This is a genomic window from Chryseobacterium sp. sg2396, from assembly GCF_042610505.1.
Taxonomy (GTDB): domain Bacteria; phylum Bacteroidota; class Bacteroidia; order Flavobacteriales; family Weeksellaceae; genus Chryseobacterium.
Genome location: NZ_JBHGAQ010000002.1, coordinates 190,280 through 212,058 on the forward strand (window position 1 = coordinate 190,280; position 21,779 = coordinate 212,058).

At 40.1% G+C, this 21,779-nt stretch carries 19 protein-coding genes; 12 read left to right on the top strand and 7 right to left on the bottom strand.

Annotation, left to right across the window (positions count from 1 at the left end; genetic code table 11):
* The first annotated feature begins 80 nt into the window (after nt 1-80).
* The 3 genes from ACED20_RS02600 (at nt 81) to ACED20_RS02610 (ending at nt 3,738) form a co-directional block, all read left to right on the top strand.
* A complete protein-coding gene (locus ACED20_RS02600; RefSeq protein ID WP_294224072.1) occupies nt 81-1,160 on the top strand; it encodes a chorismate mutase in 1,080 nt (359 codons plus the stop codon).
* 782 nt (nt 1,161-1,942) lie between these two features.
* Complete coding sequence (gene rsgA / locus ACED20_RS02605; protein WP_294238726.1) at nt 1,943-2,869, top strand: ribosome small subunit-dependent GTPase A; 927 nt, start codon at nt 1,943-1,945, stop codon at nt 2,867-2,869.
* 452 nt (nt 2,870-3,321) lie between these two features.
* Nucleotides 3,322-3,738 carry a nucleoside-diphosphate kinase gene (locus tag ACED20_RS02610; RefSeq protein WP_294201426.1) on the top strand — a complete coding sequence of 139 codons (417 nt, stop codon included), beginning with the start codon at nt 3,322-3,324 and terminating at the stop codon, nt 3,736-3,738.
* A 351-nt stretch (nt 3,739-4,089) separates the two neighbouring features.
* Here ACED20_RS02610 and rpe read toward each other — a convergent pair whose 3' ends face one another.
* On the bottom strand, nt 4,090-4,740 hold the full coding sequence (gene rpe / locus ACED20_RS02615) for a ribulose-phosphate 3-epimerase (RefSeq protein ID WP_294201428.1): 651 nt from the start codon (nt 4,738-4,740) through the stop codon (nt 4,090-4,092).
* Between the two features lie 72 nt (nt 4,741-4,812).
* Nucleotides 4,813-5,886: a M28 family peptidase gene (locus ACED20_RS02620; protein ID WP_294201429.1), complete on the bottom strand. Its 1,074-nt coding sequence runs from the start codon at nt 5,884-5,886 to the stop codon at nt 4,813-4,815.
* Between the two features lie 51 nt (nt 5,887-5,937).
* Between ACED20_RS02620 and ACED20_RS02625 the strand changes: the two genes are divergently transcribed.
* Complete coding sequence (locus tag ACED20_RS02625) at nt 5,938-6,642, top strand: DUF4294 domain-containing protein (RefSeq protein ID WP_294201430.1); 705 nt, start codon at nt 5,938-5,940, stop codon at nt 6,640-6,642.
* 38 nt (nt 6,643-6,680) lie between these two features.
* On the opposite strand, the gene ACED20_RS02630 is transcribed toward ACED20_RS02625, so the two are convergent.
* Complete coding sequence (locus tag ACED20_RS02630) at nt 6,681-7,097, bottom strand: NUDIX domain-containing protein (protein WP_294238729.1); 417 nt, start codon at nt 7,095-7,097, stop codon at nt 6,681-6,683.
* Between the two features lie 319 nt (nt 7,098-7,416).
* On the opposite strand from ACED20_RS02630, the gene ACED20_RS02635 reads away from it, so the two are divergent.
* Nucleotides 7,417-7,908, top strand: a complete 492-nt coding sequence (locus ACED20_RS02635) for a hypothetical protein (protein WP_378103392.1) — start codon at nt 7,417-7,419, stop codon at nt 7,906-7,908.
* 369 nt (nt 7,909-8,277) lie between these two features.
* On the opposite strand, the gene mnmD is transcribed toward ACED20_RS02635, so the two are convergent.
* Nucleotides 8,278-8,952 carry a tRNA (5-methylaminomethyl-2-thiouridine)(34)-methyltransferase MnmD gene (gene mnmD, locus ACED20_RS02640; RefSeq protein ID WP_294238732.1) on the bottom strand — a complete coding sequence of 225 codons (675 nt, stop codon included), beginning with the start codon at nt 8,950-8,952 and terminating at the stop codon, nt 8,278-8,280.
* An 84-nt stretch (nt 8,953-9,036) separates the two neighbouring features.
* On the opposite strand from mnmD, the gene ACED20_RS02645 reads away from it, so the two are divergent.
* The 7 genes from ACED20_RS02645 (at nt 9,037) to ACED20_RS02675 (ending at nt 16,856) form a co-directional block, all read left to right on the top strand.
* A complete protein-coding gene (locus tag ACED20_RS02645; protein WP_294201434.1) occupies nt 9,037-10,107 on the top strand; it encodes a branched-chain amino acid aminotransferase in 1,071 nt (356 codons plus the stop codon).
* A gap of 140 nt (nt 10,108-10,247) precedes the next feature.
* Nucleotides 10,248-10,757: an FKBP-type peptidyl-prolyl cis-trans isomerase gene (locus ACED20_RS02650; RefSeq protein WP_294238739.1), complete on the top strand. Its 510-nt coding sequence runs from the start codon at nt 10,248-10,250 to the stop codon at nt 10,755-10,757.
* A gap of 81 nt (nt 10,758-10,838) precedes the next feature.
* Nucleotides 10,839-11,876 carry a peptidylprolyl isomerase gene (locus ACED20_RS02655; protein WP_294238779.1) on the top strand — a complete coding sequence of 346 codons (1,038 nt, stop codon included), beginning with the start codon at nt 10,839-10,841 and terminating at the stop codon, nt 11,874-11,876.
* A gap of 69 nt (nt 11,877-11,945) precedes the next feature.
* Nucleotides 11,946-13,349, top strand: a complete 1,404-nt coding sequence (locus tag ACED20_RS02660; protein ID WP_378103395.1) for a T9SS type A sorting domain-containing protein — start codon at nt 11,946-11,948, stop codon at nt 13,347-13,349.
* A 24-nt stretch (nt 13,350-13,373) separates the two neighbouring features.
* A complete protein-coding gene (locus tag ACED20_RS02665) occupies nt 13,374-13,952 on the top strand; it encodes a hypothetical protein (RefSeq protein WP_378103396.1) in 579 nt (192 codons plus the stop codon).
* Nucleotides 13,953-14,041: 89 nt separating this feature from the next.
* On the top strand, nt 14,042-15,205 hold the full coding sequence (locus ACED20_RS02670) for an aspartyl protease family protein (RefSeq protein WP_378103397.1): 1,164 nt from the start codon (nt 14,042-14,044) through the stop codon (nt 15,203-15,205).
* Between the two features lie 499 nt (nt 15,206-15,704).
* On the top strand, nt 15,705-16,856 hold the full coding sequence (locus ACED20_RS02675; protein ID WP_378103398.1) for a hypothetical protein: 1,152 nt from the start codon (nt 15,705-15,707) through the stop codon (nt 16,854-16,856).
* 339 nt (nt 16,857-17,195) lie between these two features.
* On the opposite strand, the gene ACED20_RS02680 is transcribed toward ACED20_RS02675, so the two are convergent.
* The 3 genes from ACED20_RS02680 to ACED20_RS02690 all read right to left on the bottom strand — a co-directional run bounded on the left by ACED20_RS02680 (nt 17,196) and on the right by ACED20_RS02690 (nt 21,776).
* Nucleotides 17,196-18,548: a M28 family peptidase gene (locus ACED20_RS02680; RefSeq protein WP_294323208.1), complete on the bottom strand. Its 1,353-nt coding sequence runs from the start codon at nt 18,546-18,548 to the stop codon at nt 17,196-17,198.
* Between the two features lie 522 nt (nt 18,549-19,070).
* Entirely contained in the window at nt 19,071-20,477 is a 1,407-nt protein-coding gene (locus tag ACED20_RS02685) for a M20/M25/M40 family metallo-hydrolase (RefSeq protein WP_294263014.1), read from the bottom strand.
* A 54-nt stretch (nt 20,478-20,531) separates the two neighbouring features.
* Nucleotides 20,532-21,776: a DUF1015 domain-containing protein gene (locus tag ACED20_RS02690; RefSeq protein WP_294200748.1), complete on the bottom strand. Its 1,245-nt coding sequence runs from the start codon at nt 21,774-21,776 to the stop codon at nt 20,532-20,534.
* Nucleotides 21,777-21,779: the final 3 nt, after the last annotated feature.

Consider the following 21,779-nt stretch of genomic DNA (forward strand, 5'->3'; position numbering starts at 1 on the left):
TTTTGAAAAGAGTTATAAAGTTATTTTATGATGCTTTTCTGCTATGTACTCAATATAAAAACAAAAAATAAGTAAGAATAATGGATTTAAAAGAATTAAAAAGCAGCTGGACAGATGAGTTTTCGCAACCCATCATGATCGCCGGGCCATGCAGTGCGGAAAGTGAAGCACAAATGCTGGAAACGGCAAGAAGAATACGTGAAACCCAGGCCCATGTTCCGATTTTCCGGGCGGGGATCTGGAAGCCGCGTACAAAACCCAATGGTTTTGAAGGAGTAGGCGTTATCGGCCTTAACTGGCTGAAAAAAGTGAAGGAGGAATACGGTTTTAAAACAGCAACGGAAGTGGCTAATGCCCACCATGTTTTTGCCGCTCTCGAAGCGGATGTAGACATTCTGTGGATCGGAGCACGTTCTACCGTCAATCCGTTTACCGTACAGGAAATCGCTATGGCATTAAGAGGAACCGATAAGCCGGTTTTGGTAAAAAACCCCGTAAATCCGGATCTTGCTTTATGGATTGGCGCACTGGAAAGGCTGCTCGGACAGGATATTAAAAATTTAGGTGTTATTCACAGAGGTTTTTCGACCTACCAGAAAACCAAATACCGGAATAATCCCAACTGGCAGATTGCCCTGGATTTCAAAAGTCAGTTTCCCAATATTCCGATGCTGATCGATCCTTCACATATCTGTGGAAACAGGACCGGCCTGGCGGATGTTACGCAGGAGGCTCTGAATGTAGGCTATCAGGGTGCCATTATCGAAACCCACTGTAATCCGGATGAAGCATGGAGCGATGCCGCCCAGCAGATTACCCCTGAAGTTCTGGCGGATCTCATCGGAAACCTGAAAATGAGAAACTCAGGCCTTGGTGGTTTCGAAGGGGATATGGGAAGACACAGAACCCTGATTTCAGATATTGATTTCCAGCTGATCGAACTCTTATCGCAAAGGATGAAGATCTCTGAAAAAATCGGAAAGCTGAAAAAGGAAAATGATATTGCCATCTTTCAGCCCGACCGGTGGAAGGTCATTACCGAATATGCTAATCAGAAGGCTGTAGAAACCGGTATGTCGCAGGAATTTATCGAAAAGGTGTTCAAAGCCATTCATGAAGAATCCATTGAGGTGCAGAACAGTATTATGATTAACAGGTAAACGGGTTTAGGGGTTAAATAGTGAAGAATTTAAAGTTAGAGAGTATGAGGGTTTGTGGATTTAACTTTGGAAGTTTTATACTAACGTAAACTTATATGGATCCGATGGTCTTTTAAATGATTTTAGTCTTTTAAGCCCGATAAATAATTCATCCAGCCCTGAAAGGGCGGTATCAAATAGCCCCGGGTAATGTCCGGGGTTATTTGTTTAAAGGGTAAACTCAAGCCTGCGGGAAAGTAATCATTAAACACAGGACGTTGTTTGGATGAGCTTGCGGCATTATATTCCTTTTTATAAACGGTGGGGCAGCCGCCCGCTTTTGTTAACATCGGGTTTCACGCAATAGTATGATCATGACTCTCCTCTGGAGAAGATTCATTTTGCTAATCCTTTATTCTATGCTTAATGTGATATCCTCAATTAACGTAAACTTGATGGTATTTAATTTATTTTCAACGATTTAATAAATAAAAAAGAGAAAAATGAAAAAAATATCACCAGAATTCTCTTCTTAATATAATACAACAAATAAGATCATTTAATTTGTAAGACCGCTAGCAATATTTTAACAGAAGAAACTTCCAGGATCCGGCTTCCTTCTTCCAGCCTTTTGCTATTTTCTATTTCGAGTTTACGTTAATTAGATATTGACAGGAAAAACCTTTATCATCAGTCTTCTCTATTCCAGCTTTGCAATAATAGGAAATCAATATTCTCTAACTCTCGGACATTCCGACTCCAAACCTAAAACCTAATTCCTTATATTTGCACCATCTTACTATATGAAAGGAAAAATCATTAAATCTACAGGAAGCTGGTATCAGGTACTCGAAATGGAAACCGGGAAAATTTTCGAGGCGAGAATCCGCGGAAAGTTTAAGCTCATTAAAACCCGTCTTACCAATCCGCTTGCTGTGGGTGATTTTGTGGAATTTCAGCTGGAGCAGGACGATATTGCCTGGATCACGAAAATTGAACCGCGCACAAACTACCTGATCCGGAAATCTGTGAACCTTTCCAAAGAAGCGCATATCATTGCCTCAAATATTGATCTGGCATGCTTTATTTTTACCTTAAAACATCCCGAAACATCACTTGGTTTTCTTGACAGATTCCTGGCGTGCTGCGAAGCCTACAATATTTCTCCTTTAATCCTGTTCAATAAAATGGATGTGCTGCAAGAAGAGGAAACGGAAATTGTAAAAGATATAGAATTCCTATATGGTGAAATCGGTTACAGCTCATTGGAAATTTCGTCCTATTCAGGATTACATCTTGATCAGCTGAAAGAATTGCTTCAGGATAAAACGTCAGTATTTTTCGGACATTCGGGATGTGGAAAATCTACGTTGGTGAATGCTTTACAGCCCGGTCTTAATCTTAAAACTTCAGAAATTTCCGATACCCATCTGAAAGGCAAGCATACCACTACTTTTGCACAGATGCATTTCTGGGACTTCGGCGGCAATGTAATCGATACGCCCGGCGTACGGGAATTTGCGATGATCGACATTGAAAAGGAAGAAGTACAGCATTATTTTCCGGAAATCTTCAGGAAAAGGGAAGAATGCAAATACCATAACTGCCTTCATATTAATGAGCCGAAATGTGCCGTTATCGAAGCGCTGGAAACAGGAGAAATTCAGCATTCCCGATATGCCACCTATATTAAGCTGATGGAAGAAGCGGAGGAAAACTCCCAGAAGTAGTGCCTCTTTTATCTCACGGATCATTGTCCGGACAGTCTTTAGATTTTTTACGCAATACAATCTGTGCTGCCATAATGACTTATTGGTATGGATTGCTGTTTATTACAATGTCCTGATATTATTACTTGTTCATCAGGATAACTTTTGTTATATATTAACAGCCTTAAAATAGCGGCGTTTTTATTAAGCATTTGTTTAATTATACGTAAATGTTAGTGCTGGGATACATTTTTGGGAATTCCAGATAATAAAAAACCCAGCCGAAGCTGGGTAAAAACTAATAACCATGAAAACTCAAATTAAACATGAGAATCGTAATGATATAAACAAATCCTGTGCCAAAGTTTTATGGCTAATTTCTTAACGAATGTTATTTTTATGTTAAAAATATTTTAAAATCAAAAAGACGAGATTTTTTTGTATTTTTGCGCCATTAAAAAAATATCCATTTTATGTCTAACATTACATTCACTATGATTAAGCCTGATGCAGTTGCGGACGGACATATCGGTGCTATATTAGGGAAAATCGCAGAAGGAGGTTTCAAAATCAAAGCGATGAAGTTGACACAGCTTACCGTAGCTGATGCAAAAAAATTCTATGAAGTACACGCTGAAAGGCCATTCTACGGAGAATTGGTTGATTTCATGAGTTCAGGCCCAATTGTAGCTGCTGTTCTTGAAAAAGAAAATGCCGTTGAAGACTTCAGAACATTGATCGGTTCTACTAATCCTGCTGAAGCGGCAGAAGGTACCATCAGAAAAATGTTTGCCAGAAGCATCGGAGAGAATGCGGTTCACGGTTCAGATTCTGACGAGAATGCACTTATCGAAGCACAGTTCCATTTTTCAGGAAGAGAAATTTTCTAAGGAAATTGCTTTATCATAAAAAATCCGGAGATCATGGTCTCCGGATTTTTATTTTTGTAAGATTTTCAAATTTTCTTTTTACTTATCCCTGTTTATTAAGTAAGTAATGAAGGTTATAAATTTTATTCGGTTATCGCAATCCGTATAAATACGTAAACTTATTTTACGTGTTTTTACGGATGTATTTACGGTTATTTATTCTCATCTTTACGTCAGCATTAGAACAAAAGGAAAATTTAAGCATTAAAGTTTTCTAAAAACTAATAACCATTACAGGCTCAAATTTTCAGAAAGAAGAAGGCAGTTCAAGAGAGAACTGCCTTTTTGTGTATGTGATTGTGTGGAAAGATATTAAATCTTCATCAGCTCAATGGTGCGTTCCGGATTTTCCGCAGAAAATACTGCATTTCCGGCAACCAATACATCGGCTCCTGCCTCAAAAAGTTTCGCTGCATTATCGATATTTACCCCGCCGTCCACTTCAATTAAAGCCGTAGAATTGTTGCTCAGGATAAGATCTTTGGTTTCTGCAATTTTTTTATAGGTATTCTCAATGAATTTCTGACCGCCGAAACCGGGATTCACACTCATCAGAAGAACGAGATCAACGTCGGCAATAATGTCTTCCAGCATCAGAACCGGTGTGGAAGGATTTAAGACAACTCCCGCCTTAGCTCCAAGATCCTGTATGTGATGTATGGTTCTGTGCAGATGGGTGCAGGCTTCATAATGTACGGAAACCAGATCGGCTCCCTGATTTATAAATTCCTCTACATATTTTTCAGGTTCCACGATCATCAGGTGCACATCTACAAATTTCGTGGTGTGCTGCTGAACGGTCTTCATCATCGGAAACCCGAAAGAAATATTCGGGACGAATCTTCCGTCCATGACGTCCACATGGATCCAGTCGGCCTGTGAATGATTCAACATCTCGATATCTCTCTGCAGATTCCCGAAGTCTGCGGCTAGAAGGGAGGGAGCAATAAGCTTCGTTTTCATTTTTATCGTTTACTTCAAATTAGATTTAAAAAACTGATATTCGATACATCCCTATCAGTCATCAATTATATTTCAGTGGTATTTCAGCTTCATTTCCGGTTTGATCTCCAGAATGGTTTCGTAAATTAGCCGGATAACATTTCCGACATCTTCTTTGGCTACCATTTCCACAGTCGTGTGCATATACCGTAAAGGTAAAGAAATCAATGCGCTTGGTACGCCGCCGTTTGAATGTGCGAAGGCATCGGTATCCGTTCCGGTAGCGCGGCTGGCTGCTGCTCTCTGGAAAGGTATTTTTTTAGCTTTCGCCGTCTGAATGATCAGTTCCCGGATCGTATGATGAACACTCGGAGCAAAGAAAACCACAGGTCCTGCGCCGCATTTCTGGTCGCCCTCCTTTTTCTTCTCGATCATCGGGGTAGTGGTGTCGTGGGTAACATCGGTAACGATAGCGATGTTTGGTTTTATCGTATCAGCGATCATATCCGCGCCGTACAACCCGACTTCTTCCTGGACGGAATTGGTAATGTATAATCCGAATGGAATCGTTTTTTTGTTTTCCTTTAAAAGTCTTGCCACTTCCGCGATCATAAATCCTCCGATTCTATTATCCAATGCGCGGCAGACAAAATAGCGGTTATTCATTTCGAAGAATTCATCAGGATAAGTGATCATGCATCCTACATAGATTCCCATTTCTTCAACTTCCTGCTTGGTGGTCGCGCCACAATCGATAAAGATATTTTCAATTTTCGGAGTCGGCTCGTTCTGGTTGCTTCGGGTGTGAATCGCCGGCCATCCGAAAACGCCTTTTACAATTCCCTTCTCACCATGGATATGAACGACTTTAGACGGGGCGATCGTCTGATCGGAACCTCCGTTTCTGATTACGTAAATCAGCCCGTCATCCGTAATATAATTCACATACCATGAAATCTCATCGGCATGCGCCTCGATCACCACCTTGAATTCGGCTTCCGGGTTGATGATTCCGTAGCAGGTGCCATAATGATCCACTTCTACTTTATCAACGTAAGGACGGATGTAATCCATCCAGATTTTCTGGCCTTCATGCTCATATCCTGTTGGAGATGAGGTGTTTAAATATTTTTCTAAAAATTTCAAAGATTTCTTTTCAAATTTCATAAAAAGGAATGATTTTTGCGTTCAATTTTTGTTCTAATAAGTGTAAAAATAATGAAATTTAGTAAGATTATCTGTCTTTTCCTTTTCTTTTTTGGGATCAGCATTTTCGGTCAGAAAGATTCTGTGATTGCGAAACCGTTAAGCCAATACCCTCAGGAACTGCTGAAAACAGACGAATTCGGAAATAAATATTTTTATGATGAACGGCAGAAGGCCAAGATTTATGAGATCAATGGGGAAACCGTAGTGGTAATGGATGAACTGGTTCTGCTTAATAAACCGAAATTCAACAACCAGCTGGATAGAAATTACTATTACTTCCTTAATAAAAAGCTGTACCGCGTATACCCTCTTTTTTTAACGGCTTTACAGCAGTACCGCGACATCCAGGGTGAAATGACGAACATGGATGATAAATCCAGGAGAAAATACATCCGCGACCGTCAGAATATCCTGGCAGACCAGTATGAAAAGCAACTAAGGGATCTAACCACTACCGAAGGTCAGGTGTTTGCCAAGCTGATGAACCGCGCAACAGGCAAAAACGTTTATGAAATCATCAAGGAATTAAGAGGCGGTTGGAGCGCGTTCTGGTGGAATGTAAAAGGTAAGATGGCAGACATCGATCTGAAGGATCAGTACAATCCGCACCGAAACCGCACCGATGAATACCTTGAATCTCTTTTGCAATCGAACTGGAACTCCGGCTATCTGCAGCCTTATCCGGGTGCCGGTACTTTTAGGGTATCCCGGTAAATAAATCAAGTAAATATAAAAAATTCCTGTAAGCGAACTTACAGGAATTTTTCTTTCAATTTATCAAAGACAATCTGGTCTACCGGTAGCGGAAACGGGTTGCCCGGCTGGTCTATACTCACCCAATCTGTTCTTTCAATACACGGATCGAGGATCAGAAAGTCTTCTTCGTTGATGATGTTTACAAGATAATAAATGGTAAGCAGCTGTTCGTTTTCTCTGAAGCGTGATACCATGAAATCTTCCTGGGTATAAAAATGTTCTGTAATCTCTATTTTTACGTTTAGTTCTTCATCAAATTCACGGTGTAAGCACTCTATTAATCCTTCCCCGAATTCTAGTCCGCCACCCGGAAACTTCATTAATGGCTCGCCGGCGTATTCTTCAAACAAAGCAAGAACTTTCCTGTTCTTTACGGCACAGGCATACACCCTAATGTTGATCTTGTCTATCATATCTAATAATTTGTATGGCTAATTTAGGAATTTTGGATGAAGAATCAATTCTTTCGCATTACTGGTGGTTAATTTGAAAATCCATCAACGGGATTCAGCTCTTAAGCAAAGCAGTTACTGTTGCTCAAGAAGGTAATTGCTTTGTGAAAATTACTTTGTGTTGTTTATACAATTTGTATTCAGTATACTGAGATAAATAAGTGATAAAAAATAGCATGTAAAATACTTAAAAACAATTTATTAAGAAATCGATAAAAAATCACTATTTGTTGAGTTCTATTTTGTATATTGCATTTACAAACCAATAACCATTTTTATTATGAAAAAACTAATTTCATGTAGTTTGCTGATTCTAGCAATGTTAACTTCTACAACTTCCTGTCAGGAAGAAGAAAATTCAGCTCAGTACAATAATGAGGTCATCTCAAAAAGTATTTTAGCAGCCAAAGAGTATACTGTATCCTATTATGCAGGAATAAAAATGAGAAGATTTAAGCCAGCCTGTAATAGTGGTATCGGATTCTGCCCAAGTTCAAAGCTAATGGAGGAAAGTTTTAGTCAGTACAGCACTATGCAGATTGATAACAATACTTTCAAGGTGAAAGTTACACCAATAACTGATACCAAAGTAAATATGAATGTTATTGTCAATGATGGTTATGATGCAGGAAGTGTTTTTGACATAACTAGTAATTATATATTACCTGTTTCCGGTAACGCAAGCAATATAGTACTCATCGCCGGATCTTACACGATTACAAAAGTCGGGAACAATGAATACAGTATCAATATAGATGCGGTAGTCAATTGATTTACGAATGGTAAAAGATTGGGGATCGGTATAAAGGATTCATGACACGTATTAAAAAATAAAGCAGAAGTATTCCTGCTTTATTTTTTTTAGTATGTGAATATTTACGAACTTCGCTCTGTTATAATTTTTACCTCAATCTAAGATAATTTTAACAGGTGTATTATCCTTTTTTTTCATTTTTAAGAAAAATCTCTCTTGAATTTTTATCCATAAAATAAATTAGGAACTGCTATTTTTCCCGTATTCTGATATAAAGATCCTGAAGCCAATTTACTCTATTTGTTAATTATCCATACGTAAAACTAATTCGTTATATAAAATGCTCTGTAGTAATAGTACGCATCGAAGTCAATGTGAACCGAAAATTTACAGCTTCACCGCATTGATCATCTCTCTTTTCCCCGGAGGACCCTGCTTCTTTTCCACCTGAAAATTCAGATCCCGAAGAATCCTTCTGACATTGCCTTTGGAAGAATAAGTTGTTAATAAACCGTTTACCGCCATTTTATCCGACACCATTTCAAAAAGAGGCTTTTCCCAGAGATCCGGTTGGACCCTTGCGCCGAAGCAATCGTAGTAAACAAGGTTAATGGCCGGTAAATCAATATTTTTCAGATCGAAAAAATCACATTGAATCTTTTTTAGGTTGAAGCCTTTAATAATTTCAGTTGATTTTTCCCAGTCTGCAAGATGAATTTTTTGATAAATATTTTTGAATTCAGGGTTATCGAAGAGGTCAAAATAGGCCAAATCATTTATTTCAGCTTCATTTACGGGATACTTTTCGAGCGTGAAGTAGTTGATGACATGACTTTTGTCAGTTTTTAAATATTCATTAATTGTTACCAAAACATTCAAACCTGTTCCAAAACCGAGTTCTAAAATATTAATTTCATAATGATTTATAAGATTTAATCCGTTTTTGATAAACACATGTTCTGCCTCCTGTAATGCACCATGGTGTGAATGATAATTTTCGTTCAATTCATTGATAAACAATGTTTTGCTGCCGTCGTTTGTGGTCTTGATTTCTCTTTTCAAGCTATTTTTTTACAAATTTACTCTAAAATTTTTATATTTAGAAAATTATATTAAATTTGTAGAACCTCATAAAAAATTTTAGAAATGATAATTCAAAAAACTGAAAACTCCCGAATTTCTACATTCGACCCAAACAACTTTTCATTCGGAAACACATTTATCGATCACATGATCATCTGTGAGTACGAGAATGGAAAGTGGGGTGATGTAAAATTGGTTCCTTATGGTCCTTTAGCCTTTACACCCGCTATGATGGGAGTAAACTATGGACAAGCTTGTTTTGAAGGCATGAAAGCCTATAAAGACAAAGACGGACAGGTTTTCCTTTTCAGGCCTGAAAAGAATTTTGAACGTATCAATAAATCGGCAAAGCGTCTGGCGATGCCTGAAGTAACTAAAGAAATGTTTATAGACGGGCTGAAAGCTTTGGTGGATATCGACAGAAACTGGATCCCTGAAGGAGAAGGGATGTCTTTATATATAAGACCGTTGATTTTCGCTACTGAAGAAGCTCTGAAAGCGAGAGTAGCCAATAAATATATGTTCGCCATCGTGGCAACCCCTGCCAAAATGTATTATACGGAACCTGTTTCGGTGAAAATTTCAGACCACTATTCCAGAGCGGCCAACGGTGGGGTAGGTTCTGCAAAAGCAGCTGGAAACTATGCCGCTTCTTTCTATCCTACGCAATTGGCGATTGAAGAAGGCTATGAGCAGATTATCTGGACGGATGATGCTACCCACGAATATTTCGAGGAAAGCGGAACGATGAACGTATTTGTAAGAATCAACGATACGATCTATACGCCTCCTACGTCTGAGAAGATCCTTGACGGTGTAACCAGAGACAGTTTTATCAACTTGGCTAAACAGAGAGGAATTGATGTGAAAGTGGAGCCGATCAAAGTGAAAGATGTGGTTGATGCTCAGAAAAACGGTACTTTGAAAGAGGTATGGGGTGTTGGAACCGCAGTCGTAACTACCGTATTCCAGGCTTTAGGATACAACGGGGAGAAACTTGAATTGCCGAGATTATCGGATGAAGAAAGCTTCGCCGTAATTCTTAAAAATGATCTGGTAAATCTTCAGACCAACCTTTCCGATGATCCTTTCGGATGGAGAGTAAAGGTTGACCATGTTTTGGAAACCGCTTAATTTTATCATTACATAACAAACAAAGGGCCGGGAAATTCTTTCCGGCTTTTTTGTTTTTTCTTGAGCGACAGTGAAAATCATTAAACTTTGGTTCCAAGTTTTGTTAATGATTCCCGAAATGTGTATTTTCGCAAAAGTTTATGAAAAAAATACTCTTCATATCGATATTGGGGATCGTCAGCTGCAGCAAAAATGCGCAGACCCATCCTCCTGTAGGCGGTGTTCTCAGCAAGAACGATCTTGAGGTTTCACGGAACAGGATGAAAAACCTGAACACCCTGGAAAGAACGCAGATCCAGGACTGGATCGGCGGGCAGCCTATAAAGTTTTATCCTACCCAGCTTAATTATTGGACTGATGCCCAAGGCTTCGACCAGAGACAGAGAAGGCAGGATAACAGCCTGATCTCTTATTCCTATGACCTGTACGATTTTGACCAGACCAAAATCTATGATCAGCCGGTCGAAAGGAAGGATGCCAAATTCGGACACTTTGATGAGCTAAAGGCGGTGGAGGATGCTTTGCGTTTTATCCACGATGGGGAGGAAGTTACCCTGCTGGTTCCTTCTGCACTGGCTTACGGAACGTATGGCGACGAAAAGAAGATCGATAATGATATTCCTTTAATTATAAAATTAAAAGCATTATAATCCATGAAATTGTTTAACAAAAATATAATTCTGGCAGCGGCAAGTGTATCGCTGATGAGTTGTACACCAATTTATAAAAAAATGAACGTAGACAAAGAAACTTACGAAGGTCTTCATGACGGACTTTACGCAAATCTTCAGACCACAAAAGGCAATATGATTGTAAAGTTTGAAGACAAAAAAGCCCCTGTAACGGTAGCTAACTTTATCGGACTTGCAGAAGGGAAAATCGATAACAAAGCAAAAGCGAAAGGAGTTCCTTATTATGACGGAACTATTTTCCACAGGGTGATCAAGGATTTCATGATCCAGGGAGGTGATCCTCAGGGAACAGGGATGGGAGATCCCGGATATAAATTCGAGGATGAAAGAAATGATCTGAAACATACCGGAAAAGGAATCCTTTCTATGGCCAATTCAGGACCGAATACCAACGGTTCCCAATTCTTCATCACCGAGGTTGCTACTCCTTGGCTGGACGGGAGACACACGATCTTTGGGAAGGTAGTAAAAGGAGAAGAAGTGATCGATGCAATTGCAAATGTAGAGAAAGGCCCTCAGGACAAGCCTAAAACCGATATCGTTTTAGAAAAGGTTTCTGTATTCAGCAAAGGAGATGAGTACAAAAACTACGATCCTGCAAAAACTTTTACTGAAGGCAAGGCAAAGATCGCAGAAAATAACAAAGCAGCGGCTGCAAAAGAAGAAGCTGACAAGAAGAAAAAGGAAGAAGAATTCAAGGCAAACCAGGAAAAAATGGTTGAAAACCTGAAAGCGGGAATGCAGAAAACCGAATCCGGTCTTTATTATAAAATCACCAAAACAACGGAAGGAAAAGCACCGAAAGCAGGTGACAATGTTTCCGTACACTATGCGGGGAAGTTGGTTGACGGAACGGAGTTCGATTCTTCATTCAAAAGAAATGAGCCGATCGAAATTCCAATCGGAATGGGTAGAGTAATCAAAGGATGGGATGAAGGAATCTTATTATTGAAAGAAGGGGAGACTGCTACCTTACTGATCCCGCCGGCAATGGGCTACGGAGAGAGAGGTGCAGGAGGCGTAATCCCGCCAAACGCATGGCTGGTTTTCGATGTAGAGCTGGTAAAAGTGAAATAAGCGAATTTTCATATAAAAAAGCCGTCCGTAAGGATGGCTTTTTTAGCATTATCCTAAAATCAATAAACCATGAAAAACAAATATTTTTTATTCCTGCTGCTAATTTCTTTTCAAGCTTTTAGCCAGATCAGCTTTTTGCCGTATGAAAATAAATGGACCGGATCCTGGCCGGAAGTAGTAAAAATAGGAGACGTAAACAACGATGGACGAAATGATTTTGTTCTCGGGCTTCAGGCCTACGGTTCCAGCGTAAATAACCATTCCATTCTGGTATATCTGCAAAATGCAAACGGAACACTGGATGCACCTGTAAGATATCCTTATGCTACCGATTATAAAATCATCGGTTCCATTGACATCGGGGATCTTAATCAGGACGGGAAAAATGATATTATTGTCGGAATAAAGTCGCCGTCTTCCTTTTACGGGATATTTTATCAGAACGCATCCGGAACACTGGATCCCATCGTTTCCACTCCGATTACCGAAACTATTGAAAGGGTGAGAATTGCCGATATGAACCGCGATGGAAGAAACGATATTATTCTTTCCAACTGGCAGAATATTCAGGTTCTTTACCAACAGAACACAGCCGGCACTTTTCAGGGAATAAGCATTCCCAAACCTGCCAATGCCTACTATTATCCTGCTCCGATGATGGAAATTGCCGATATGAACAATGACAGCAGCAATGATCTCGTAATCCATATTCCAAATCTTAAAAAAGTATATACGTATTTTTCAACCGGAAATACTATAAATCCAAGTCCTGTCGTTTTAGATACCGGACAGACCTACGACGGCATGACGCTCGGTGACGTAAATAATGACGGAAAGCAGGACCTTCTTTTATGCAGAGGACCGAACGGAACTTCAAAGGTCAGGATTCTGCATCAGGTAACGGGAAGTTCAGTGTATGCGGATCAGGGGGAAATGCCTGCTTATGAGCTGCCGGATGCTTTAAGGGTGGCAGATCTCAACAACGACGGTAAAAATGAAATCGTGGCTGTTCATGGGGGCTGGAGCAGGGTAACGGTGTATTCCCAGAACGTCTCCGGAAATTATGTTAACGGGTATCAGCTTTTTCCGGTAGCCTATGCTACCAGTTATAATGAAGACGGGCTTGCGGTAGGCGACATCAACAGCGACGGGAAAAAAGATGTTGTTATCGCCGATTATAATGTAGGGCTGGATATTTTATACAATACCAGCGCAGTTCTGTCTGTAGATGAAACGGAAAAGGCTTATGGTGTAACAATTTATCCCAATCCAGCGACTGATTTTATCAGAATAAAAGGAGAGGTCCTGGTTAGCAGGTACGAGCTTTACGATGTATCCGGAAGAATGATCGCTTCAGGAATTCTGTCCGGCAGTGAGATCGATGTAAGGAATTTATCAGCCGGAAAGTACATTCTAGGACTGCATACCGTAAAGAACAACGGGCGCGTCATGACTTCTTTTATTAAAAAATAACGCAGAAATTTTAATAATCCGATCATGATGAAAACCAGATCATTCCTATTCCTCTTTGTATTGCTTTCTTTTGTAACCTTTTCTAAAGCCCAGTCCAATCCTGACGATGCTGCGATTAAAAAATCGCTTACCGGCTTTGTAAACAGCATTAAGAAAAAAAAGATCGAGCAGGGCGTAAACCATATCTATCCGAAATTCTTTACCATTATTCCGAAAGAGCAGATGGTCCAGATCCTTACGATGACCTACAACAATCCATTCATGAAGATCGATATGAGCAATCTCAGATTCGGAAATATTGAAAAACCGGAAAAGATAGGCAATGAATATTTCGCCCTTGCGCCTTATTTTTTTTCGCTGAGATGCAATGTCAGTTCAATAAATGACGATATGAAAAAGAAAATCGGTGCGGCCTTTACTCAAAAATACGGTAAAAATAATGTAAAATATTTAGCCAATGAAAGCACTTATCTTGTCCATGCGAATATGAGAGCCTGTGCCGTTTCCCAGGATAGAAAAAGCTGGAAGTTCGTCATTCTTGAGAAGGAGTATAAATCTCAGCTGGTGAAAGTGTTGCCGAAGAAGATTCTGGATAAGATTTAAAGCTTACTATTTAATTGCATAAATCCATCTGAAAGTTTGAAAATTTCCCTATCCCCGCAAAAAACCTTAATTTCGTCTAAAATAAGTTCATGAAAAAGATTCTGTATTCACTCTTTTTATGTTCAATCATGACAATGAATGCGCAGACCAAGAAATTTTTTGCAAAAGGAGAGGTACAGCTTAAACATCCTGTAGAGAAAGTAAATCTAAGATTTGATAACAACCTTCCGTTTGTAAAGGTGAGTATCAAAGGAAAAACCTACAATTTCCTGTTTGATTCCGGGGCACCAACGGTTATTTCCAGTGCCATTTATGATGAACTGAAACTGAAGAAAAAGTATAAAAGATTTGTCGGGGATTCCAACAACAGCAAAAAGCAGCAGATCTTTACCGAACTTCCTGAAATGGTTATTGACCAGCTGATTTTCAAAAACATCGGTGCGATCGTGCTGGATCTTGATTCAGCTGAGCTGAGCTGCCTGAAAGTAGATGGAATCATTGGGGCCAACCAGATGGCCAACCTTTTCTGGAGAGTCAATTATGCTGAGAATGCTTTAGAAGCCACCTCTGACCTTTCTTTTTTTGATCTGAAAGACTACCCCGTTATAGTGCCTTTTGAGCAGAGAGCTCAGAAAACGCCAGTCATAAAGACCCCATTCCGGGATAAGAATATCGAGCTTACATTTGATACCGGTTTTTCCGGTAGATTTGAAATCACTGAAAAGGATTTCGATCCTGCCAAGGCCGTGCGTAAAATAGAAACTTTCGGCACCCATTCAACGGGGGCGTTCGGTGCGGCAGTGCCGGTGGCCGGCGCTGTTTTCCGGCTGGATTCTCTCACATTGGGAAATAAGATTTTCACCGATGAGATTATCTCTACGGGTACTTCAAACCTTATCGGGAATGAATTTCTCAGGGATTTTTCTTTTATCCTGGATTGGAAAAATAATAGAATTTATATGAAACCGGTCCGCCATAATCCTGCCAGGCTGGAATCTTTCGGCTTTACATACCGTTTTGTAGAAAGAAAACCTGTGGTTGCCTTTATCTTTAAGGATGAAAATTTTCCTTTAAAAATTGGAGATTCCATTATCAGTATCAACGGTGTTATGCTGGATCATCTGGACGAAGCGACGGCATGTCATTATTTTATGAACCGTGTGGAAAGGGATCAGAAGGCAATCCTGGTGAAAATAAACCGCGATGGCAATATACTTGATTTTAAGCTGGAAAGAAAAGCTTATCTTAATTGATTTTTAATTAAAAATCAGGCTGATCATCCATCGATTTCCCCGATTCTATTTAATTTAATATTTAAAAAAGACGACATATTCATTTGCCGTCTTTTTTATGATCAATGACCTGCCATGTTGATATTTACCGGCTATTTCAGAAATGGAGTGCAGTTCATTCCGGTAGTTCATATTTTTTAAATAGGCAAGTCATTCAGATGTTAATTTTTCACCTAAATCTTTGATAAGGCAATCTGCAGATTTTCAGCTTTTAATTTATAAGCATCCTTAGCAATCCTCAGTATCGTAGTATTTTGCGTTTTCAAGCTTTTTGAGAAAAAACAATTTGTATAATTTTATTTTGAATGAATATTAATAATGTGTTTATTAATTATGTAATGTTTGTATTTTGAGGGGTTTAATAAGTTTTGGTTAAATAATAATTAATTATAAGTGAAAAATATTTAAATTAAATTATATTTGCCACTTTAAAATCAACAACTCAGATTAAACAGTAGGAATGAAAAACAGATTTGTCTTAGGGATTACGCTTTCCCTGATATTTTTTTCTGCAAATGCATCAGCACAGCAGGGGAGAGTAGGTATCAACACATCATCGCCCAAAACAACGCTTGATATTGCTGCAAAACTAGGAAGTACCGATGCGGACGGCCTTCAGGCCCCGCGCCTTACCAGAGCAGAACTTACGGCTAAAGGCAATAGTCTGTACGGAACAGACCACACGGGAGCTATTATTTATATTACAGATGTTACCGGTGGAGATGTAAATTCACAAAGGGTAAATATTACAGCAGTAGGCTATTACTTCTTCGACGGAAGCCTCTGGCAGAAAGTAGGGGCAGGAAGTGATCTGTACAAAAACAACGGTACGCTTACTTCCAACCGTACAGTCTCCCAGGGAACCAATACCATGGCTTTCACGTCTTCTGCAACCAGCGGGACCAGTCATTTTACCGTAGACAATGCGACTTTTAATGTTGATGCCGTTAATGACAGAGTAGGTATTGGTACCAGCAGTCCTGCTGCCAGACTGGAGGTTAATAACGGAAGCACTCCGGGAGCCGTAAAGATTGTGGATGGTACACAGGGAGAAGGGAAAGTACTGACGAGTGATGCAAACGGAGTGGGCACATGGAGGTCAATGGCTTTTTCAAGCAATGTAGAAGGAACCTGGCTGATAAATAATGTCCAGGCATCAACGAATAATTCTATTCCGACAGGCCGTTACAGTTCGGTTGCCAGGCTTTCTCTTCCGGCAGCAGGAACGTATCTGGTGTTCCTGAACGCAGATTTCGGTTTTGATAATGCAGTCTCAATCCCGGGGCAGGTAGAATATCTGATTACCCGTGGAGCTATTAATAATGAAACCAATCTGGCGAATGCAATAGGTGCGGTACCGGGTACCTGGAACAGTCTGTATAACTCCGTAACTTCGGGAATGGGAGGATTTACCGTTAATAATACCTTTTTTATCGTAACTACAGGCCCTCAGGATCTGTTCTTAACCATTAAGCCGATCGCAGGACAGCCTGCCAATAACGGAGCTATAGCAACCAAACTTCAGCGTTGGGGCGGTACGGCAGAAAACCCGCCGTATCAGTCGATTCCGGGTGGACTGGCCATCGATCGTTTTGTAGCCTATAAATTCTAAAAGGTTTATTAAAGCAGTAAAAACATAATGGTCAGAAATAGTTGGTAAAATGCTTCTATTAAAGATCACGATCAATTAAACAGAAGGTTTATTGAGATCCGTCTCAATAAACTTTTTTTATGAATATCTGCAATTAGTGATGATTTGGTTTTCAACGGTTTGTTTGCTAATTCCGGCACGGGCCTAAATCATTTTATTTTCAGTGGCTGACATTCCTGCGGAAATGACAAATGAATGCTGATGTAAGCATTATGATTAAAAAACGACATTCATTAATGTTCTAGATGCCAATAATTTAGGGGATTGTATAACTTCTAAAACTTCCACTGTCAGGCATTATCACCAATTCTTGTCCACCATATACAGAATTTGCGTCAAAGCACTGGCTCCAAGCAACAGCTCTCTCCGGTTCACTTTTTCAAACGTATCTTCTTCCGTGTGATGGATATCGAAATACCGCTGGGAGTCCGGTACAAGTTCGGCTGTGGGAACACCCATATCGTGAAGAGGATAAAGATCCGTACCGGAAAAATTCCCTGTAAAATCGTAAATTCCGTAAGGTAAAAACAGTTCCGACCAGCTTTGGATCTTTTTCCTTTGGACCTCTTCCATATTCAGGGAAATTCCTCTCGGGCTGAATCCTCCGGCATCGGTCTCTATGGCAAAAATATGTTTCTCGTTGTTTTCCTTTGCTGCTTTTCCATACTGGATGCCGCCTTTTACGCCGTTTTCCTCATTGGCAAAGCAAACTACCCGGATCGTATGGCTGTTCCGGATTTCCAGCTTTTTAAAAGTCCGGATCACTTCGATACTCTGCACGATTCCGGCTCCGTCGTCGTGGGCACCTTCGCCAACGTCCCAGGAATCCAGGTGTCCGCCCACAACAATGACCTGACTGTCTTTTTTGCCTGTAATTTCCCCGATAACCGAATGGGAAAGCTTTTCCCCTTTCATGCCGCAGTTGGAGTTGAGTTTTGCAGTTACCTTTCCGGATTGTAAAAGTCGGGCCAGCTCATTGGCAGTGGTGCTTCCGATTGCAACCGCAGGAATTTTCTGATCGCCACTGTACCGCATCGCACCGGTGTGCGGAACATCATCAAATGCTGAAGAAAGCGAACGGATGATGGCAAATTTACCGCCTTTTTTCGCCGTTAACGAAGCTGCCGTCGTCCTGTATTTAGAAGCATCACTGTAACCTTTGAAAGTTTCCACAAAGGATTGGCTGAAAGGGTAGTTGAAAAAGACAATTTTATCTTTCACCTGCTCCGGCGTAAGCTTATCATATTCTTCCATAGATTTCACCATGATGATTTCTCCCGTCACATCTTTTCCACCGGTTCCTTCGGAGTTCCCCAATGAAAGCATTTTCAGGCTTGTCCATTTTCCGGCGCTTTTGATCTGCAAAGACTCTTTTCCTCTTACCCAGACCGGAACCATCACTTCCTGCAGCCATACTTTATCGGCTCCCGCGTTACGGAGTTCCTGCGCTGCCCATTGAACGGCCTTTTCATATGATTCGGAGCCGCTGAGACGGTGGCCTATATTTTTGGTCAGGTCCCGTAATTCGGTGTATGCTTTTCCGTTATTCAGTATTTCCCTGGAAATTTTGGCAAATTGTACAGAGTCTTCTTTGGTCTGCGAAAATATATTCAGACTTAAAAATATAATGGAGCAGGTGAGAATTTTTTTCATAATGCTACGATAAGAAATACGTGTAATTTAGATGGTATGACTTTTCAGAGATCAATATTTATTTCCAAGGCAGTATCTTGTGGCAAGATGGGCAGTAGATTACTAATTTCATATGAATTTAAAACATCCTCTTTAAAATCTGAAAAATAGAAATATCCTATATCAGAATTAAAAAAATTTACCATACAAATCCCGTTCAATATCGTAAAATATACTGTTTTGGCTTTGGACTATTGATTCCAGAAATAAGGTAAATTTCAATTGAAAATCTTCGTCAATACCTTCGGTTTTTATAATTCGTTCAACATGAATTGTATTTCGATACAAATGAAAATGCAGGGAGTCAAGAATGATCTCTTCATTATTAAAGAATTTATGAGCATTGTATTTTTCATAATAATCAAAAAAATTCCGCAAATATTCTTCTACATTAAAATATCGATTTTCTTCAAGTTTTCTTTTTAAAATCTGTTGAAATATGTTTGCAAATTTCCTAAATGTCCATTCAGCTTAATAAATCATTTACCAGTTTTTATCAATCATAAATACCAGTTGCGTCATCGCGACCGCTCCTAAAAGAAGTTCTCTTTTATTCACTTTATCAAAAGTATCCTGTTCGGAATGATGGTAATCGAAATACCGCTGGGTATCCACCACAAGCTCAGCCAATGGAATATCCAGCTTTTTCAGCGGGGAAATATCCTGGATCGCATCGGTCTGGTCGAAATCATAAACGCCGTACGGAAGGAAATAATTTTTCCATTCAAAGATCAGCTTTCTTCTCTGGGGCGGCATATCCAGGGAAAATCCTCTCGGTGAATATCCTCCGGCATCCGTTCCTAAAGCGAAGACATGCTTTTCGTCTTTCTTTTTCACATACGCAGCATACATTTCGCGGCCCTGACCTCCATTTTCGCTATTGGCATAAAATACCACCCGTATCGTATGGTTATTTTCGATACCCAATGCTTTAAAGGTTCTTAATACTTCCATGCACTGGGCGACTCCTGTACCGTCATCGATCGCCCCTTCCCCGAAATCCCATGAATCCAGCTGGGCACCCAAAACGATCACTTTTGAATCTTTTTTACCCTGAATTTCAGCAATGATGTTCGGGTTTGTAGTGTCGCCTTTGGACTGGGCGGTCATGTTCAGCTTGGCGGTAACTTTCTGGGTTTTTACTAGTTTTTCGAGCTCGTCTGCAGATTTCACACCGATGGAAAGGGCGGGGATTCTTATTTTGTCATCTTCTTCATAATACACCATCTTGGCGTGCGGCGTATCGTCGGAAGCGGTGGTTAAAGATCTTATGATTAAAGCTTTCGCTCCGGTCTTGGCAATCACTGAAGCTGAAATCAGTTTGGATTTGGCAGTCAGCAGGTAAGAATCGCTGGTATTGATGATCTTCGGGTCCATCGGCAGATTAACGAAGGCGATTTTGCCCTTCAGCTGTCCCACCGCCATGGCGTTAAGCTCGGAAGTAGAGCTGATCTGTACGATTTCCCCGGTAAGATCTTTGCCTTCGGTTCCTTCAGAGTTCCCGAAAGAAAGCATCCTGATGTTTTTCCAGTCACCGTTTCCTGCTTTGATCTGCAGGGATTCTCTTCCCCGGATCCATACCGGGGCTTTGGCCTCCATTCTCCACACCATATCGATGCCGATTTCTTTCAATTTTTTTTCGGCCCAGTCTACCGCTTTCATGTATCCGGGCGTTCCGCTGAAACGTGGACCGATGCCTTTGGTAAGCTGTCCCAGGTTTTCATAGGCTGTCCCGTTGGTCATAATTTCATCGGAGATCTTTTTAAACTCTTCAGGATAGTTTAATTTTACGGTCGTCGATGTTTTCTTTGCCGGTCTTTTGAAGGGCTTTTTCTGAGAAAATAAAAATCCACCCAAAAAGAGTGGAATGATAATGAATGCTTTTTTCATTTTTTATTTACCTTTCTTTTCCGATGCTAAAAGTAAGGAAAAATCACTAATAGTTTATTGTTTCATATCGTACATTAACAAAGCGGTAACCAATTTAGGTTCAATAAATGTACATTTCGGAGGCATGCTCAGCTTCAGGTCTGAAATCCTGATCATATCATTGAAACTTACAGGATATATTCCGAATCCGGCCTTAGCTTCACCGCTGTCAACTTTTTCCTTTAAATGAGTGATGCCTTCAATATTGGAAGTCCCCTTTATATAAGAAATCTTTTCAGAACTGTCCGGATCTTCGATTTTTAAAATATCCTTGAAAATATATTTGTCCAGCAAATGATGATCCAGGTTATCCAGAGACATTTCCTGCGAACGAAGGTCATGCCTTACGTGAAGGGAATAAAATTTACCACCCAGATACATCGAAATGTGGAACTTCTGTGAAGGATAATAGGCGGTTTCTCCTTTCTCATGAATCAGGAAATACTTTTCCAGCTCCTTTAAAAATTCTTCGTCCGACAATCCGTTGATATCCGATAAAATACGGTTATAATCGTGAATTTTGATGGATTGGTTGGAAACAATAAAACTGTAGACGAAATTATAAAGTTCCGTCCCGTTATGCCTTTTGTTTTTGTCTTTCTGGTGCTTGGCGTTCAAAGCCGTAGAACCGATCCGGTGGTGCCCGTCCGCAATGTAGAATGCATCGATCTGATCAATAACTTCCTTAAACTGCTGCAGTTTCAGGCGGTTGTCGATTCTCCAGATTTTATGCCGGATTCCTTTCGTATCCACGTGATTGAAGATCGGAACATTTTTTTCCTCATGGTTCATCAGCAATTCGATCTTTGAATTGGCAGGATAGGTCAGCAATACTGGTTCTGCCTGAAGATTTACCTTTTCCAGGTAGTGCGCCAGCTTTTCCTTTTTCTGAGGGATGGTACTCTCATGCCTTTTGATTTTACCGTTCCAGAAATCCTCGATGCTCGCCAGACCAAGGAGCCCTCTGAAAACCTGTTTGTTGGGATAAATCTGCTCATAAAGGTAATAGGAAGAATTGTCCTGAACGAGTTTTTTCTCTTCCATCAGGTCTTCAAAAGTCGACCGGATCTTTCGTAAATTCCTGTCGATATCTTTGGATTTACTTACAACATAGGGTTTTATCATATGGATGTAAGTATTTTCTACCTGAGCTTTTTCCGCGATCTCTTCCTGGGTGAAATTGTCCAGAGGATGAGTGGGGAAAGTGCTCTCGTAGTCTTTATGAGGTCTTATTCCACGAAAAGGTTTAAAAATAGGCATACT

What these genes read in the sequence shown, in the direction of transcription:
- ACED20_RS02600 (WP_294224072.1), top strand. Translation starts at nt 81, where the DNA reads ATGGATTTAAAAGAATTAAAAAGCAGCTGGACAGATGAGTTTTCGCAA.
- rsgA (WP_294238726.1), top strand. Translation starts at nt 1,943, where the DNA reads ATGAAAGGAAAAATCATTAAATCTACAGGAAGCTGGTATCAGGTACTC.
- ACED20_RS02610 (WP_294201426.1), top strand. Translation starts at nt 3,322, where the DNA reads ATGTCTAACATTACATTCACTATGATTAAGCCTGATGCAGTTGCGGAC.
- rpe (WP_294201428.1), bottom strand. Translation starts at nt 4,740, where the DNA reads ATGAAAACGAAGCTTATTGCTCCCTCCCTTCTAGCCGCAGACTTCGGG.
- ACED20_RS02620 (WP_294201429.1), bottom strand. Translation starts at nt 5,886, where the DNA reads ATGAAATTTGAAAAGAAATCTTTGAAATTTTTAGAAAAATATTTAAAC.
- ACED20_RS02625 (WP_294201430.1), top strand. Translation starts at nt 5,938, where the DNA reads ATGAAATTTAGTAAGATTATCTGTCTTTTCCTTTTCTTTTTTGGGATC.
- ACED20_RS02630 (WP_294238729.1), bottom strand. Translation starts at nt 7,097, where the DNA reads ATGATAGACAAGATCAACATTAGGGTGTATGCCTGTGCCGTAAAGAAC.
- ACED20_RS02635 (WP_378103392.1), top strand. Translation starts at nt 7,417, where the DNA reads ATGAAAAAACTAATTTCATGTAGTTTGCTGATTCTAGCAATGTTAACT.
- ACED20_RS02645 (WP_294201434.1), top strand. Translation starts at nt 9,037, where the DNA reads ATGATAATTCAAAAAACTGAAAACTCCCGAATTTCTACATTCGACCCA.
- ACED20_RS02650 (WP_294238739.1), top strand. Translation starts at nt 10,248, where the DNA reads ATGAAAAAAATACTCTTCATATCGATATTGGGGATCGTCAGCTGCAGC.
- ACED20_RS02655 (WP_294238779.1), top strand. Translation starts at nt 10,839, where the DNA reads ATGAACGTAGACAAAGAAACTTACGAAGGTCTTCATGACGGACTTTAC.
- ACED20_RS02660 (WP_378103395.1), top strand. Translation starts at nt 11,946, where the DNA reads ATGAAAAACAAATATTTTTTATTCCTGCTGCTAATTTCTTTTCAAGCT.
- ACED20_RS02665 (WP_378103396.1), top strand. Translation starts at nt 13,374, where the DNA reads ATGATGAAAACCAGATCATTCCTATTCCTCTTTGTATTGCTTTCTTTT.
- ACED20_RS02670 (WP_378103397.1), top strand. Translation starts at nt 14,042, where the DNA reads ATGAAAAAGATTCTGTATTCACTCTTTTTATGTTCAATCATGACAATG.
- ACED20_RS02675 (WP_378103398.1), top strand. Translation starts at nt 15,705, where the DNA reads ATGAAAAACAGATTTGTCTTAGGGATTACGCTTTCCCTGATATTTTTT.
- ACED20_RS02680 (WP_294323208.1), bottom strand. Translation starts at nt 18,548, where the DNA reads ATGAAAAAAATTCTCACCTGCTCCATTATATTTTTAAGTCTGAATATA.
- ACED20_RS02685 (WP_294263014.1), bottom strand. Translation starts at nt 20,477, where the DNA reads ATGAAAAAAGCATTCATTATCATTCCACTCTTTTTGGGTGGATTTTTA.
- ACED20_RS02690 (WP_294200748.1), bottom strand. Translation starts at nt 21,776, where the DNA reads ATGCCTATTTTTAAACCTTTTCGTGGAATAAGACCTCATAAAGACTAC.